This window comes from Acuticoccus kalidii (assembly GCF_021556395.1).
Taxonomy (GTDB): domain Bacteria; phylum Pseudomonadota; class Alphaproteobacteria; order Rhizobiales; family Amorphaceae; genus Acuticoccus; species Acuticoccus kalidii.
In genome coordinates this window covers 174,990-191,048 of sequence record NZ_JAKGCS010000006.1, presented here as the reverse complement: position 1 = coordinate 191,048, position 16,059 = coordinate 174,990, and the positions used below count along the sequence as shown (strand labels likewise).

10 protein-coding genes are annotated in these 16,059 nt (G+C 67.1%); 5 read left to right on the top strand and 5 right to left on the bottom strand.

The genetic code is table 11. The features are described from left to right. Positions 1–9 precede the first annotated feature (9 nt). Both L1787_RS02200 and L1787_RS02195 read left to right on the top strand, forming a co-directional pair. The gene (locus L1787_RS02200; protein WP_235706846.1) at positions 10–1,404 is read left to right on the top strand and encodes an alpha,alpha-trehalose-phosphate synthase (UDP-forming); all 1,395 of its coding nucleotides are present in this window, start codon (positions 10–12) and stop codon (positions 1,402–1,404) included. 17 nt (positions 1,405–1,421) lie between these two features. Then, the gene (locus L1787_RS02195; RefSeq protein WP_235706845.1) at positions 1,422–2,942 is read left to right on the top strand and encodes a phospholipase D-like domain-containing protein; all 1,521 of its coding nucleotides are present in this window, start codon (positions 1,422–1,424) and stop codon (positions 2,940–2,942) included. Here the strand turns inward: L1787_RS02195 and pyrB are convergent. The 3 genes from pyrB to L1787_RS02180 all read right to left on the bottom strand — a co-directional run bounded on the left by pyrB (position 2,893) and on the right by L1787_RS02180 (position 7,327). Continuing rightward, entirely contained in the window at positions 2,893–3,906 is a 1,014-nt protein-coding gene (pyrB, locus tag L1787_RS02190) for an aspartate carbamoyltransferase (RefSeq protein ID WP_235706844.1), read from the bottom strand. The two genes, L1787_RS02195 and pyrB, sit on opposite strands and share 50 nt — an antisense overlap. Before the next feature lie 122 nt (positions 3,907–4,028). Next, positions 4,029–4,817: a ligase-associated DNA damage response endonuclease PdeM gene (pdeM, locus tag L1787_RS02185; protein ID WP_235706843.1), complete on the bottom strand. Its 789-nt coding sequence runs from the start codon at positions 4,815–4,817 to the stop codon at positions 4,029–4,031. After that, on the bottom strand, positions 4,814–7,327 hold the full coding sequence (locus tag L1787_RS02180) for a ligase-associated DNA damage response DEXH box helicase (protein ID WP_235706842.1): 2,514 nt from the start codon (positions 7,325–7,327) through the stop codon (positions 4,814–4,816). The genes pdeM and L1787_RS02180 overlap by 4 nt, the downstream gene beginning before the upstream one ends. Before the next feature lie 137 nt (positions 7,328–7,464). Here L1787_RS02180 and ppk2 point away from each other — a divergent pair, with 137 nt between their 5' ends. Continuing rightward, complete coding sequence (gene ppk2, locus L1787_RS02175; protein WP_235706841.1) at positions 7,465–8,346, top strand: polyphosphate kinase 2; 882 nt, start codon at positions 7,465–7,467, stop codon at positions 8,344–8,346. 21 nt (positions 8,347–8,367) lie between these two features. On the opposite strand, the gene L1787_RS02170 is transcribed toward ppk2, so the two are convergent. Continuing rightward, entirely contained in the window at positions 8,368–10,428 is a 2,061-nt protein-coding gene (locus L1787_RS02170) for a bifunctional metallophosphatase/5'-nucleotidase (RefSeq protein ID WP_235706840.1), read from the bottom strand. 367 nt (positions 10,429–10,795) lie between these two features. Between L1787_RS02170 and L1787_RS02165 the strand changes: the two genes are divergently transcribed. Together L1787_RS02165 and L1787_RS02160 are read left to right on the top strand one after the other, a co-directional pair. Then, the gene (locus tag L1787_RS02165) at positions 10,796–12,430 is read left to right on the top strand and encodes a coiled-coil domain-containing protein (protein ID WP_235706839.1); all 1,635 of its coding nucleotides are present in this window, start codon (positions 10,796–10,798) and stop codon (positions 12,428–12,430) included. Between the two features lie 404 nt (positions 12,431–12,834). Then, on the top strand, positions 12,835–14,499 hold the full coding sequence (locus L1787_RS02160; RefSeq protein WP_235706838.1) for a cisplatin damage response ATP-dependent DNA ligase: 1,665 nt from the start codon (positions 12,835–12,837) through the stop codon (positions 14,497–14,499). A gap of 35 nt (positions 14,500–14,534) precedes the next feature. Here the strand turns inward: L1787_RS02160 and L1787_RS02155 are convergent, their stop codons facing one another. Then, complete coding sequence (locus L1787_RS02155; protein WP_235706837.1) at positions 14,535–16,046, bottom strand: bifunctional aminoglycoside phosphotransferase/ATP-binding protein; 1,512 nt, start codon at positions 16,044–16,046, stop codon at positions 14,535–14,537. Positions 16,047–16,059: the final 13 nt, after the last annotated feature.

Here is a 16,059-nt window from a genome sequence, read left to right as displayed (position 1 = left end):
GCCCTAAGCATGTCCCGCATCGTTGTCGTCTCGAACCGCGTCGGCCCACTGACCGATACGGGGCGGGCCGGGGGCCTCGCTGTCGCCCTCGTCGACGTTCTGCGTGAACGGGGCGGGCTCTGGTTCGGCTGGTCCGGTGAGGTGTCCGAAGAAGGCACATATGGCCCGCTTCGGTTCAACGAGTCGGGCAATGTGTCGACCGCGACGATCGACGTCGCCCAGGCCGACTATGACGAGTCCTATGCCGGGTTCGCGAACCGTGCCTTGTGGCCGACCCTCCATTACCGGCTCGATCTCACCGATTTCGACCGGCGTCTCGAGCAGGGCTATCGCCGCGTCAACGAGCGGTTCGCCGATCGCCTGATCCCGCTCCTGCGGCCGGACGATATCGTCTGGGTGCACGACTATCACTTCTTCTTTCTCGGCGAGATGCTGCGCAATGCGGGGGTGAAGAACCCGATCGGCTTCTTCCTCCACATCCCCTTTCCGGTGCCGGAAATCCTGACCGCGCTGCCGAACCACAAGGAGCTGACCCGCGCGCTCCTCTCCTACGATCTCGTCGGCTTCCAGACCGGCCAGCATCTGTCCGCGTTCGAGCGGTATCTCTTCGAGGAGGTGGACGGCGAGCGTGAGGCGGACGGGTCGATCCGCGCGATGGGGCGCCAAGTCGTCGCCGATGCCTTCCCGATCGGCATCGACGCCAGCGCCTTCTCCAACTTCCACGAGACGAGCGAGGGGCACGAGCACTACGCCCTCATGAAGAACGAGCTCGGCGACCAGAAGCAGATCGTCGGCGTCGACCGGATCGACTACTCGAAGGGCCTGCCGGAGCGCTTCACCGCGTTCGAGCGCCTCCTCGAACTCCATCCCGATTCGAAAGGCGAGGTCACGCTCCTCCAAATCGCGCCGCCGTCCCGCTCGGAGGTGCGCGCCTATCTCGAAATCCAGCGGCTTCTCGAGGGGCTGTCGGGCCGGATCAACGGGCGCTTTTCCGATCTCGACTGGACGCCGATCCATTTCATCACGCGCTCGTTTCCGCGCCGTTCGCTCGCCGGCATCTATCGCGCCTCGTCGGTCGGCTTGGTGACCCCGTTGCGCGACGGGATGAACCTCGTCGCGAAGGAGTATATCGCGGCACAGGACCCCGAGGATCCGGGCGTCCTCGTCCTCTCCCGCTTCGCCGGCGCGGCGGAGGAGATGACCGAGGCCGTCATCGTAAACCCCTACTCGATCGACGAACTCGCCGACGGCTTGCGCCAGGCGATCCAGATGCCGCTCGAAGAACGGCGCGAGCGCTGGGAAGCGCTCTACGACAAGGTGATGACCAACACCGCGTCCGCATGGTCGCGCCGTTTCCTCGATCGCCTGGTTTCGATCCACGACGAGGCGACCGTCGACGGGTAATGTCGGAACAACCAACAATGTCAGAACATGGTGAGCCGCGTTCCGCCGAGACGGCAGCCTCGCCCGTCGTCGTGCCCGATCGCGAGTGCTGGCGCGTCGATCGCGCGGATCGCTTCGCGCTGATCGTCGACGCGGCGGACTTTTTCCGCCTCGCCAAGCAGGCGATGCTGAAGGCCGAGCGGTCGATCCTCCTCATCGGCTGGGATTTCGACGCCCGCATTCTGCTCGAACCGGAAGAGCAGACGGTGCGCGGCCCGAACCCGATCGGCAAGTTCCTCGAATGGCTCGCCAAGAGCCGGCCCGCGCTCGACGTGCGGATCCTCAAATGGGACATCGGCCTCGTGCACTCGCTGGCGCGCGGGGAGACGCCGCACGTGCTGCTGCAATGGTTCTTCGGCGGCGAAATCGACTTCCGCCTCGACAGCGCGCACCCGCCCCTCTCGGCCCAGCACATGAAGATCCTCGTCATCGACGACAAGATCGCCTTTTGCGGCGGCATCGACATGACGGTGCAGCGCTGGGACACGCGCGATCATGAGGAAGGCCGCAAGGGTCGCGCCTCGCCGCGTGGCGAACCGCTGATGCCGTGGCACGATGTGACGAGTTGCGTGTCCGGCCCCGCGGCTGTGGCGCTTGCCGAATTGGCGCGCGATCGCTGGCGCTGGGCGACCGGCGAGACGCTCGATCCGGTCACCGCCGAGAACGACCCCTGGCCGGACGATATCCTGACCGATTTCCGCGATATCGACGTCGCGATCGCCCGCACCATCCCGGAATACGACGACCGTCCCCAGATCAGCGAGATCGAGAAGGCCACCGTCGCGATCATCGAGGCGGCCGAACGGCTTCTTTATATCGAGAGCCAATATTTCGCCTCCCGCCCGATCGCGGAGGTAATCGCCGCCCGCCTCGGGGAGGAGAACGGGCCGGAGATCGTCCTCGTCAACCCGGACTCGGCCGACGGATGGCTTGAAACCGAGGCGATGGACACGGCGCGCCTTCGCCTCCTCTCCCTCGTCGAGAAGGCCGATCGGTATGGACGCTTTCGCGCCTACTATCCGGAAAATGCAGCCGGAACGCCGATCTATGTGCACGCCAAGGTGATGATCGCCGACGACCGGCTCCTCAAGGTCGGCTCGGCGAACCTCAACAACCGCTCGATGGGTTATGACAGCGAGTGCGACCTCATCATCGACGGGCGCGAGCGGCCAGACGTGCGCGAGCGGATCGCCGGCATTCGCGATAGCCTGATCGCCGAGCATCTCGGCCTGCCCGAAGAGAAGATCACCACGGCGCTCGCCGAAACGGGATCACTGATCGCGCTGATCGACGATCTCAACAGCGAACGGCGCAACCACCTCACCCCGATCCCGCGGCGGCCGCTGTCCGAGGCGGAGGAGGTCTTCGCGGAATCGGACGTCGCCGACCCGATCCGGCCGCCGACGGTGAGCCGCGTCATTCACAGTCTGATCAACCGCGTGCCGACCTTCAAAGGTCTGGGAGTTGCACGCGGTCGTCGACGCCGAAGAGCATCGTGAGGACGGCGACCCGCACCCACATCCCATTGCGCTCCTGACGCCAATATTTCGCCCGCGGATCCTTGTCGATCGCGGGGTCGAGCTCGTCGCGTCGCGGCAGCGGGTGCATGATCACGCAATCGTCCTTGAGCAGCGAGAGATGCTGTTCCTTGAGGTGATAGCGCGTGTACTCGGTCGCATTCTCCCCGCCGACATCGTACTCGTCCTGGATCCGCGTCATATAGATCGCGTCGGCCTCGGCGATGGCGGGAAGGAAATCCGTCGTCTCCTCGAATGCGGTACCGGCTTTGATGAGATCGCGGCGCAGGTCGTCCGAGATGCGGTAGGCCTCGGGCGAGGCGAAGACGATCTTCACGTCCTCATAGTTGGTGAGGAGGCGGGAGAGGGATCGCACCGTCCGCCCGCGCTTCAGATCGCCGACCATGCAGATGGTCTTCCCGTCGATCCCCCCGCGCAGGCGCAGGCTCCGGGTCAGCGTGTAGATGTCGAGGAGGGCCTGGGTCGGATGCTCGTCCGGCCCCGACCCGGCATTGACGATCGGCACCGGGCGCGGCGTGTCGTCGAGAAGCTGGGCGACGCGGTCGCACAGCCCCGCGATCGGCGAGCGCATGATGATGAGATCGACATAGCTCGAAAAGGTGCGCAGCGAATCTTCGACGCTCTCGCCCTTCCGCTCCGACGAGGTCGCCGCGTCGCGGATCTCCGAGGCGGTGATTCCGAGAATGTGGCAGGCGGATTGGAAGGAGAGGAAGGTGCGCGTCGAGGGCTGCGTGAAATAGAGCATCCCCCGCTTGTGCGGCAGAAGGCTCCGTAGATAGACGATCCCTTCTCGCGACTTGTCGAAACGGCGGATCGTCGTCGTGAGCTGATAGAGATAGTCTAGGAACTGCCGGTCGAACTGGCTGGAAGAGAGAACATGACGCAGAGGGGTGCGGAGCCCCTCCGCTCGTTGCGTCGCATCCATCGTGGCGGCCTCTCGTGTCGAGGCGCTTCTAGAACCGATCGACGCGCGAGGGAACGCCTTCGCACAAAAAGTTCGCAACTTTCGCGTCGGCACGCATCGAAACGCCGCCCCCGCGAGCCGCGCTAGCGTCGCGCCACGGGCAACGCGTAGACCCGATCCTGGCCGAGGAGCAGCGCCCGCGTGCCGCTGGGATCGGGCCAGAGTGCGCGAAAGGCCGCGTCCGCGACACTCAGCCCGCCGGTCAGACAGCCGAAGGCCGGCATCACGAGCCGCTCCGCACAACCGAAAAAGCAGCGCCGGCGCAAGGTGCGCCCGCGCACCGTCACCCACGCCGCAGGGTGGAGATGACCGGCGACCTCCCGGCCGGCGGGCGTCCCCTCGGTCGGGATATGGCGGAAGGTGACGCCGCCGAGCGCGTAGGCCTCGTGCACCTCACCCGGCAGGATGCGCGCACTGTCGGCCTCGTGGTTGCCCGTCACCCAGATGAAGTGCGCCGCCTCCGTGAGGGCGAGGAGGCGCTTCCGATCCGCGCCCGCGATCCGCTCCGCCCCGCGCCGGTCGTGGAAGGAATCGCCCAGCGAGATGACGCGGTCCGGCCGGTGGCGCGCCATCGCCTCGGCGAGGCGGGCGAGCGTCAGGCCGGTGTCGTAAGGCGGCAGCATCTGACCGGAGCGGGCATAGGACGAGCCGGTTTCGAGGTGGAGATCGGAGACGACGAGCGTTCCCTCCGCCGGCCAATAGAGCGCCCCGGTCGGATCGAGCACGGCCTCGATGCCGGCGAGACGGGCCGCGAGCGGCTCGGCCGGGCGGCGCGGGCGGCGCGTCGTCCGCCCCGGAGCCTGCGGTCCGGGCAGCGAAAAGGCCGTCATCGCACCGATGCCATACGGGGAACGCCGGTCGTCCAAACTCACGCCATCGCCTCCTGAACCAACGCATCCGCCGCTTCGGCGAGAAGGGTCTCGGAGCCCTCACCCTGAACGACCTCGCGCCCGATTTCGAGCATGATCGGCACCGCGAGTGGGGATATCTTCTCAAGTCGCTGGTGCACGATATCGTGTTTGACGCGCGCGAGCATTTGCCCGAGGCGCCGGATGTCGAGAAGCCCCGTCGCCGCGTCGGCCCATGTCGCGCGCAGGAGCACATGGTCCGGCTCGTGCGAGCGCAGGACGTCATAGACGAGATCGGTCGACACGGTGATCTGCCGCCCGGTCTTCTCCTTGCCGGGATGGCGCCGTTCGATGAGCTGGGCGACCTGGGCGCACGCCCGGAAGGTCCGTTTCAGGAGCATCGAATCGGCGAGCCATTCGTCGAGATCGTCACCCAGCATGTCCTCGGCGAAGAGCGAAGCCATCGTGTGGCGCTTGCCGTCGAAGAAGGCGGAGAGGTCGCCGACGGACCAGATCGCGATCGCATAGTCGGAGGCGACGAAGCCCATCGGGTGGAGCCCGAGCCGCTCGAGCCGCCGCGTCAGAAGCATCCCGAGCGTCTGATGGGCGAGGCGTCCCTCGAACGGGTAGGCGACGAGATAGTGCCGGTTCGCGCGCGGAAAGGTCTCGACGAGGAGCTCGTCCATCTTCGGAAGCCGCGACCGCTCGCCTTGGAGGGCCAGCCAGTCCTTCACCTGGTCGGGCAGCGCGGCGCGGCGCTCCGGGTCGGCGAGCATCGCCCTGACGCGGCTCGCGAGATAAGTGGTGAGCGGGAATTTCGAGCCGCCATAATAGGGAATCTTCGGCTCGGTCTGCGTCGTGCGGGTGACGAGAACCTCGTTCTCCCGCACCGCCTCGAGCCGCAGCACCTGGCCGGCGAACAGGAAGGTGTCGCCCGGCGCGAGCGAGTTCAGAAAATATTCTTCAAGCTGGCCGAGAATCGGCCCCCGCCCCTTGAGAACGCCGTTCTTGCGCGACACGAGCCGCACCGGCAGCGACGCGAGCTCGACGATCGTCCCGATATTGAGACGATATTGCTGGGCGATCGCCGGATGGGAGATCCGCCAGCGCCCGTCTTTGCGCCGACGGATCTTCTGATAGCGCTCATAGGCCCGTAGCGCGTAACCGCCGGTGGCGACGAAATCGACCACGCGCTCGAACGTCTCCCAATCGAGTTTGCGGTAGGCGTAGGTGGAGACGATCTCGTCATAGAGTTCGAGGGCGTCGAAGGCCTCCGCGACGGCGCTGCCGAGAACATGCTGGCACAGGACGTCGATCGCGCCGTCATTGATCGCCGGCGTGTCCTGGTGGCCGAGATAGCTCGCGTCGAGCGCGGCCTGGCACTCCATCACCTCGAAGCGGTTCGACGGCACGAGGATCGCCTTCGACGGCTCGTCCATCCGGTGGTTCGCCCGCCCGATCCGCTGGGCGAGACGCGACGCGCCCTTCGGCGCGCCGACATGGACGACGAGATCGACATCGCCCCAGTCGATCCCGAGATCGAGCGTCGAGGTGCAGACCACCGCGCGCAGGGCGTTGCGCCCCATCGCGGCCTCCACCTTGCGCCGCTGCTCGACCTGGAGCGAACCATGATGGAGGGCGATCGGCAGCGTATCCTCGTTGATGCGCCACAATTCGTGGAACAGGAGCTCGGCCTGGGAGCGCGTGTTGACGAAGACGAGCGTCGTCTTGTGCGCCTTGATGAGGCCATAGACGTCACCCACCGCCCAGCGCGTCATATGGCCGGACCAGGGGACGCGCTGATCGGTCTTCAGGATCGACAGATCCGGTTTCGCGCCGCCCTCCACCACGATGAGATCGGACAGTGCCGGCGGGTCGCCGTCCTGCGGCATCAGCCAGGCCCGCAGCGCATCGGGGTCGGCGACGGTCGCGGAGAGGCCGACGGTGCGAAGACCGGGCGCATAGCGCCGCAGCCGGGCGAGGCAGAGGGCGAGAAGATCGCCGCGCTTGGAGGTGACGAGCGAATGCAGCTCGTCGACGATGACGACCTTCAACTCGGAGAAATAGCGCTCCGCGTCCGTTTGGCTGATCAGGAGGGCGACCTGCTCGGCCGTCGTCAGCATGATGTCGGGCGGCTTTTCCTTCTGGCGTCGCCGGCGGCTTTGCGGCGTGTCGCCGGTGCGCGTCTCGATGGTGATCGGAAGATCCATCTCCGCAATCGGCGCGCCGAGATTGCGCGCGATGTCGACCGCGAGCGCCTTGAGGGGCGAGACATAAAGCGTGTGCGGCCCATCGCGCAGCGGCGTGTTGCGGCGCCGTTTCTCCCGGTCGAGATCGATGAGGCTCGGCAGGAAGCCGGCGAGCGTCTTGCCCGCCCCCGTCGGTGCGATGAGGAGCGATGACCGCCCCGCCTCGGCCTTCTCCACGAGGTCGAGCTGGTGGTCGCGCGGCGTCCAGCCGCGGTGCGCGAACCATCCGGCGAACGGTTCGGGCAGCGTGCGCACAGGATGGGACGGATCAAGAACATTCTGCACAGGGCGGAACGTAGTGCGTTGGTGGCCGGAGCGACAGACCTTTTTCGCGCCGCCGGTCGATCCATTGCGGCCCGACGCGAATTGACCCCAAGCTGCCGACGAGGCGGGGCGAATGCCTGCAACCCGATGGATTCGATATGGCCGACCTACCCTTCGACGGAGAAATCTCCCGCTATTTCAACAAGGAGCTTCCCAAACCGCTGAAAAAGGCGATCCAGGCCGCCGGCAAGGACGACATCCTGTCGACCAAATATCCCTATGACGGGGCGATGGAGGACAAGGCCTATAACGACGCGCGCAAGGCGTTGCAGATCGAGCTGGTGAAGCTCCAGTCATGGGTCAGGAAGACCGGCGCCCGGGTCGCGGTGGTGTTCGAGGGACGGGACGCCGCGGGTAAAGGCGGATCGATCAAGCGCCTGCGCGAAAATCTCAATCCACGGGGTGCGCGCGTCGTCGCGCTCGGCAAGCCGAGCGAGCAGGAGGCGGGCCAATGGTATTTCCAGCGCTATATCGATCACCTGCCCACCGCCGGTGAGATCGTGTTCTTCGACCGCTCCTGGTACAATCGCGCCGTGGTGGAGCGCGTCTTCGACTTTTCGAGCGAGGAGGCGCGCTCGCTCTTTTTCCGCCAGGCGCCGGAGTTCGAGCGGATGCTCGTCGCCGACGGCATCCACCTGTTCAAGATCTGGCTCACCGTGAGCCGGGCCGAACAGATGCGGCGCATGTTGGCGCGCGAGGATGATCCGCTCAAACAATGGAAGCTGTCCTCGATCGACGTCGAGGGTCTGAAGCGCTGGGATTCCTACTCCCTCGCCATCGGCGAGATGTTCGCCCGGACCCATACGCCCGAGTCGCCCTGGCGCGTCGTGCGGGCGGACGACAAGCGGCGCGCGCGGATTGCGACGCAGCAGATTATCCTCAGTGCGATCAACTACGATTCGCGCATCGAGCGCGTCGCCGGCCCGCCCGATCCGACGATCGTCGGCGGGCCGGAGATCCTGCCGACGGGCGACGGCTGACGCCGCCCGCACCCGCCGCCGTCAGAGATCGTCGGTGTCGACGACGCCGGGGACGGCGAGATTGAGGATCCGCTGATCCTCGGCCGGCTTCGTGTCCGCGATCGACACAGGGCCCTCTTGGGCGGCGAGATATTCGGCGAGCGCGTCCTGCTCGGTCCCGACATTGGTGAAGGTCGCCGCCCCGTCGGCGATCACGTCGCGCTTCAGAAGCTGCACGACGTTGGCGAATTTCGGATCCTTCGAGACGAAGGACGGGTAAGGATAGCCATCCCCGCCATCGACCAGGAAATTCAGCGAGACCGCGCGGATGCCGACCGCGAATTGATCAGCCGCTCGCGTCAGGTCGCCATTCTCGATGATCTTGACGTCCACCCCCTCGGGCCCCGTGCCGAGAAGCGTGACGTCCTGCACCCGTTCGCCGGGCTCCAGGAGCGGATCGAAGGAAAAGCGCAGGCCGGCCACCTGCGGAAAGCGACCTTGCGCGTTGAGCGGCTTGCCTTGGGCGTCGTACTCGCTCCCGGACACGGCGTAATCCAACACCTCGAGGAGCTGCTGCGGCGACAGGGTGATGAGCGTCAGCCCGTTGTTGAAGGCGAGGGCCTGCTGGATTTCGAGCTCGGAGATCTTTCCGTCGTCGTTCGGGATCGAATCGCGGATGCCGCCGCCATTCTTCAGCGAGATCAGCACCGGGCTGTCGGACAATTCGTTCGCATAAGCGAGATTGGCGTCCGCGGTGAGGTTGCCGAGATTGGTCTCCTCCGTCCGCACGCCGGGCTCGCGATCGCCATTGAGATCGACCGTGACGTCGGCGAAATAGTTGCGGCCCGACACGTCGAGCGCCGATTCCTCGATGACGCGGACGAGATCGCGCACCACGCGCCCCTTCGGCGATGCGGTGATCGCCGCGCTGATATCGGGAGCGCCGGTCGCCTCCAGCACGGCCTCGTCGTCGCTCGCGTAGGCACCCGACACCGCGGGATCGACGGTCGACGGTATGATGCGCCCGTCCGCATCGAAGCCGATCACCAGGCGGCCGACATAAGTGAGCTGCCCATCGGTCGAGACGATCGCGACGGGGTTGCCCATCTCGTCCTCGCGGAAGATCGGATAGGGGCCCTGTGCCTCGTCGCCGTCCCGCAGCCGGTCCGTGTCGTCGGCAAGGCGCGTGTCCGAGCCGCCGGCGATGATGATATCGACCCCGTCGAGAAGCTCGGCGAGCTCCACCTCGAGCGCGATCTGTTGGAGGTGCGAGGTGAGGATGATCTTGTCGATCCCTTGCGCCTCCACTTCGTCGATGATGGGTTGAATGACGCCCGCGAGCGCCAGCATATCGTCACGGTTGGGCCTCGTGCCGATATCGTCGTGCGGATTGTTGGGGTCGCCTTTGGTCGACGAGATGGTCGCGAGAAGAGGCGTCGTGATGCCGATCACGCCGAAACGCTCGCCATTCTTCTCGATCACCGTATAGGGCGCGATCGTCCCCGCGCCGTCCTCGTCCGCACCGATGCCGGGGGAGAAGATCGGGTCGAGCACGCTTTGCGGCCCGACGGTGAGATTGGCCGACAGAAAGGGAAAGAGGCTGCCGACCCAGGTCTTGCCGTCGCCGGCCGGGGCGATCACGTCGAGGAGGGACGCCTGGCCGAAATCGAGTTCGTGGTTGCCGAGGGCGGAGGCATCGAAGCCGATCACGTTCATGATCGCGATGTCGAACCGGCCCGGCGCGCTTTCGAGCGCCTCGTGCGTCTCGCCCGTCACCTCGGACATCGCGGCGTTGAGCGCGGCGTTGAGGCGGGCGCGCACGTCCGGATCGCTGGTGCCCGCGGCGAGGGAAAAGGGGCTCGGGATGAAGTTGTCACCGGCGGAGATGAGGAGGCTCGTCTCGTAATCGCCCATCAGGGATTCGACGATCGCGGCGAAGTTCGGCGCATTCTCCACCGCGTCGGCGTTGCCTTCGAGATCGGAGGTATGGAGAAGCTGCAGGGTGACGGCGGGCTCGGCATCCTGTGCGAGGGCCGGAGCCGACATTGCCGTCATCAAAAGGCACGGCAGGACAGCCGGCCGAACCATAGTCCGAAGCGTCATGGATCGATCCCCCTTCGCGCAATGCGAACCATGTTGCCCAGAAGAGCGTGACCGCCCGCGCGCCGTCAACAGAACTCGGCCTGCGCCCCATTCATGCCGCAGCCTTGGCGGTCGCAGCGCCCCCGTTGCGGACTATTCGTTCGCCTGACGAACAGGGCGTTGCAGGCAAGATCGCCCGATAGCCCAGAATGTTAACAGGTCGACTACAGTAAGGCGGCCGCGATCTAAAATGTTTGTGAGGAGAAGCGTCACCAAAATTGTGACAGGCGCAAGAAAATTGGATGGAGGGCCAACACCTGGTCGACAACAGCCTGTCGTCGCTCCATAGAGGCAGACGTCAATCGCTAAAAAGGAGACTTGCAGCGATATGTACGCTCGTAGCCCTTCGGTCGTCGTCCTCGTCGTCGTCGCGCTCGCGGCGCTCGGCGCCGCCGTCTATTTCTATCGCGAGAGTGAGGATCTTTCGGCCCGTCTCGCCGACGCCACGGCCACTGCCGAGTCCGAAGCGTCCCGCCTCCAGGACGAGATATCGACCCTGACCGACCGGTCCGGCTCGCTCGAGGAGATCGAGGCGGCGATCGAGAAAGCCACCGAAGAGCGCACGACGCTCGAAGCGACGATCGAGGATCTGACCGGCCAGGAGGCCACGTTGGACGCGCGCCTGTCCACCGCGGAGGGCTCGTTGCAGTCCCGCGAGGCAGAGCGGTCCGACCTCGAAGGCACCATCGCCTCGCTCACCAACGACATGAACACCGCCCGCACCTCCGCCGAAACGGCGAAGAGCGAGCTGCAAGAGCTGCAGACCAATCTGGAAGCGGCCCGCGCGAGCCTCGCCGAAGCCGAGGCCGGCGCCGAGACCGCCAGCGCAAACCGCGACGAGGCGGCCGCCGCAGAGGCGAAGGCACGCGAGGAGCTCGCCGCGCTGGAGAGCCAGGCCGAAGAGATCACGGCGACCCTGTCCGAAACGGAAGAGCGCATCGCCACTGCGCGGAGCGAGCTCGAGACCACGAGCGCCGAGCACGACAACCTGACGGCGGAGATCGAAACGCTGCAGAGCGAGAAGGCCGCGCTCTCCGACGAGGTCGAAGACCTCAACGACGACAAGGCCGACCTCACGAACGAAACCGACGCGCTCACCGAGGAGAAGTCGGCGCTCGAAGCCGAGGTCGCCGACCTCACGAAGGAGCGCGACACGCTGTCCGACGCAGTCGCCACGCTGCAGAGCGAAAGCGACACGGCCGCGGCCGCGCTCGAAACGGCGAAGAGCGACGTCGCTACCATGACCGAGACGAAGAGCGCGCTCGAGGCCGACTTGTCGGCGCTCAATGACGAGATCGCGGAGCTGACGAAGTCGCGTGACGCGACGAGCGGCGAAGTCGACGATCTCGAGAGCCGGCACGCGACCGTGCAGGCCGCGCTCGCAGAGCTCGAGGCGGCGCAAGCGAGCCTTGAGGACGCGACCGCCTCGCTCAGCCGGCAGCAGGACAGCGCGCAGGATTCGGTCGACGATCTGACCCAGCAGCGCGACACGCTGAAGGGCGAGGTCGAGCAGTTGAAGAGCGATCAGTTCGACGTTCAGCAACAGATCGCCCGCGCCGAGGCCGAGTTGTCGGACGTTCAGCGCCGCCTCACGAGCATGGAAGGCGAGTTCGGCGGCCGGAAGGCGACGCTGGAGAACGAGGTCGATTCGCTGCGCAAGGACGTCGATCTGTGGCGCCGCCAGCGGAACGATCTGATCTCCGAAATCGATGCGCTCCAGCGCTCGCGTCGCGCGGCGGAAAACGCGCCGCCGGCGCCGGCCGCGCCGGCCGCTACCGCTCCGGCCCAGGCGGCCCCGGCCCCGGCTGAACCGGCCCCCTCCGCGCCGGCGCCCGCGGAACCGGCGCCCTCGGAACCGGCACAGTCCGAACCGGCACAGTCCGAACCGACCCCGGCTCCCTCGAACTCCGCTCCCACGCAGAGCGCGCCGGAGACCCCGGCCGAGACGGCGCCCGCCCAATAATCGCGGCGCCATCATCGCGACCCTGACAACGCGGCTTCGGCCGCGTTTTCTTTTGCGGCGGCCGCGCCGGCGGAAAAGGGAGCGGCGGCGGCATGACGCCCGGCACGGCCACGGCCATCGCCACCACCGCCACGTCACGCCCTTCCTCGTGACCGACTTTTACGGCCGCCGTTGCATCGCAAAGCGCGTCCGCGTCTGGTCGCCTCATTCCGGGACCTATGTGTTCGAGACCCGCCGGATCTGCCGCTGGTAATCCACCATGCGATCCGGCCGCGGACGCCGCTCTTCGGATCGGCGCCCAGTCGGCGCCGGCGTGACGCGACACGGACCGAGGGCCGGCCCATCCTCTCCCGCTCGCGCGGCGCATCTGTCCTTTCGGGGGTGAGGATCCTACTTCTGATGCGATGCAGGCCTTCGCCCTTCTCCTCGACCGATTGAGCTACGAGCCGCGCCGCAACGGCAAGCTCGCCCTCATGGAGGCGTATTTCCGCGCCGCCCCCGATCCCGAGCGGGGCTATGCGCTCGCCGCGCTCACTGATTCGCTGTCGTTTCAGAACGCCAAGCCCGGCCTGATCCGCGCGCTCATCGCCGAGCGGACGGATCCGGTCCTCTTCGCCCTGTCGCGCGATTATGTCGGCGATCTGTCCGAAACGGTCGCTCTCATGTGGCCGCGCAAGCCGCCGCCGGAAACGCCGCCGCTCATCGGCCACAACGATCCCCCATCGAGCCCGGCTTTGTCCGAGGTGATCCGCACATTGGAGACGATGGGAAAGGCCGCCCTCCCCGGTCAGCTCGCCGAATGGCTCGACCATCTCGACGAAATCGGCCGTTGGGCGCTCCTCAAATTGATCACGGGCGCGTTGCGCGTCGGCGTCAGCGCACGGCTCGCGAAGACCGCCGTCGCCCGCTATGGCGGCATCGAGGTGAATGCGGTCGAGGAGGTCTGGCACGGCCTGTCGCCGCCTTACGAGCCGCTCTTTGCCTGGATCGAAGGCCGCGGACCCGCCCCCTCCAACACCAACCCGGCTCCGTTCCGCCCGCCGATGCTGGCGAACGCCACCGATCTCGACGAGCTCGAACGCACCGAAGATCCGGCCGCCTTCGCCGCGGAATGGAAGTGGGACGGAATCCGTCTCGAAGTCGCGGCGGGGCGCGAGCCGTCCGGCCGCCGCGTCGTCCGGCTCTATTCGCGCACCGGGGAGGACATCTCGGCGACCTTCCCCGACATCGTCGACGCCGTCGATTTCGAGGGCGCGCTCGACGGCGAGCTTCTGATCGTGCGCGACGACGCCGTCCAGTCGTTCAACGTCCTCCAGCAGCGGCTCAACCGGAAGACGGTGAGCCCCAAGCTGATGCGCGAGTTTCCGCCCCGGATCCGCGCCTACGACATCCTGAGTGACGGCACGGAGGATCTGCGCGCCCTTCCCTATGTCGAGCGGCGCGCCCGGCTCGCCGCCTTCCTCGAAACGGCGGGTCCGATGTTCGACATCTCCCCCACACTCGCCTTCGAGACATGGGCCGATATCGCCGCCGCACGCGCCGATCCGGCGAGCGCCGGGGCGGGCTCGGACGCCGCCGCGGTCGAAGGGGTGATGCTGAAGCGGCTCGACAGCCTCTATGTGCCCGGCCGGCCGAAAGGCCCGTGGTACAAATGGAAGCGCGATCCCTTCACGGTCGACGCCGTCCTCATGTACGCGCAGCGCGGATCGGGAAAGCGCTCGTCCTTTTATTCGGACTACACTTTCGGCGTCTGGACCGGCGAGAACGGGGCGGATGGGCTCGTCCCCGTCGGCAAGGCCTATTTCGGCTTCACCGACGACGAGCTGAAGGAAATCGACAAGTTCGTGCGCAACAACACGGTCGACCGCTTCGGCCCGGTGCGCGAGGTCGTCCACACGCGCGAGACCGGCCTCGTCCTCGAAGTCGCGTTCGAGGGATTGCAGCGCTCGACGCGCCACAAGTCCGGCGTCGCGATGCGCTTTCCCCGCGTCGCCCGCCTCAGGTGGGACAAACCACCCGGCGAGGCCGACACCATCGACACGCTGAGCCGCCTCCTGCCGAAGGACTGACGCCCCCGCTTGCGCGGATCGCACCGGCCGCGGCGTCAGCCCGTCTCGCCGAGCGCCGCCTCGGCCCGCATCGCGACGCGCTCGGCGGAGCCCGAGGCGTCGACGCGGCTCCAGCGCATCGGGCCGATCTCGGCGTCGGCCTGGGCGCGGACCACGGCGGCGTCGGCGTCGGATAGATCGTTGGTGCGGGCGGTGACGCGGGCCGCGAGCGTCTCCGTGCCCGCCTCGAGCCAGATCCCGGAAAAGGCGACGCCCCATGCGGCCGCGGCCTCCCCCACCGCCTCGCGCCACTCAGGCTCGAGGAAGGTGCCGTCGAGGATGACCGGCCAGCCCGCCCGGATCGCGCGGCGCGCGTCGACAAGCATCCGCCGGTAGACCGCGGCGCGCTGCGCCAAAACGTAGGCGCTCGCCGGAAGGTGAGCCCCCACGCCCGCGTCCGTGAGCTCCTTGCGCACCGCGTCGGTGCGGATCACCACCGCGTTCAGCGTCGGCGCGAGGGCGCGGGCGATCGTCGTCTTGCCGGTACCGGACCGCCCTCCGATCGCGACGAGGTGCGGTGCGGGTGGCCGGGCGATCGCGGCGAGCGCCTCGTCGAGATAGGGGCGCGGGTCGCGGCCCTTGATGGCCCCGACGAGCGCGCGAACCATCAACCGGTTCGCCATGAAGAGCGGCAGCACGGCAAGACCGCGATAGTCGCGCGTCGCCTCGAGATAACGCGAGAGGAGACGCATCGACAGATCGCGCCGCCCGCGATGGGCAAGGTCGATGAGAACGAACGCGACGTCATAGAGGACGTCGATCGTCGCCATATCCTCGTCGAACTCGATCGCGTCGAAGGGGGTCGGCTCGCCTTGCCACAGGCAGATATTGGACAGGTGAAGATCGGCATGGCAGCGGCGGACGAAACCATGCCGCGCCCGGCGGCCGAGCTCGTCCCTCTGGCGCGCAAGCGCCGTCTCCGCCGCCGCCCGCCACCGGCCGAGCGCGGCACGGTCGGCTTCGCTCGCGAGCTGCGGCGCGAGATCGTCGTGGAGCTGGCGGCACAGTTCTGCGACCCGCTCCGCCTGGTCGGTGAGGCGCGCGACCGGCGCCTCGCGGTGGAGCGCCGCGATTCGGACGGCGAGCGCGTCGACCATGTCGCCGTCGAGTGTCCCCCGCTCGACCATCGTGTCGAACTGGCTGTCCCCGTCGAAACGCTTCATGTCGACCACCCAGTCGACGACCTCGCCCGGTCCATCGAGCGAGAGCCGGTCCCCCTCGCGCGTGACGGGGCGCGCCGCGCTGTAGAGCGCCGGGGCGAAACGGCGGTTCACCTCGACCTCGTGACGGCAAAAATGCTCCCGCGTCGCGAGCGCTTCATAGTCGACGAAGGGCAACGTCCGGGCCCGCTTCAGCTTCAGCACCCGATCGGGAAGCAGGAAGACGCGCGACAGATGCGTCGTGATCGGCGCCGTGTCGGATAGGGTCGAGAGATAGGCGACCACCGCCGCCTGCGTCCGCTCGCTCGCGTCGACGGCGTTGGTGTCGGTAGCGTTGGTGTCGGGCATGGCTCCTTCGCGG

Coding starts and splice junctions, on each gene's coding strand:
- pyrB (WP_235706844.1), bottom strand. CDS start 3,906: ATGGATGCGACGCAACGAGCGGAGGGGCTCCGCACCCCTCTGCGTCAT.
- L1787_RS02155 (WP_235706837.1), bottom strand. CDS start 16,046: ATGCCCGACACCAACGCTACCGACACCAACGCCGTCGACGCGAGCGAG.
- L1787_RS02200 (WP_235706846.1), top strand. CDS start 10: ATGTCCCGCATCGTTGTCGTCTCGAACCGCGTCGGCCCACTGACCGAT.
- ppk2 (WP_235706841.1), top strand. CDS start 7,465: ATGGCCGACCTACCCTTCGACGGAGAAATCTCCCGCTATTTCAACAAG.
- L1787_RS02195 (WP_235706845.1), top strand. CDS start 1,422: ATGTCAGAACATGGTGAGCCGCGTTCCGCCGAGACGGCAGCCTCGCCC.
- L1787_RS02165 (WP_235706839.1), top strand. CDS start 10,796: ATGTACGCTCGTAGCCCTTCGGTCGTCGTCCTCGTCGTCGTCGCGCTC.
- L1787_RS02170 (WP_235706840.1), bottom strand. CDS start 10,428: ATGACGCTTCGGACTATGGTTCGGCCGGCTGTCCTGCCGTGCCTTTTG.
- L1787_RS02160 (WP_235706838.1), top strand. CDS start 12,835: ATGCAGGCCTTCGCCCTTCTCCTCGACCGATTGAGCTACGAGCCGCGC.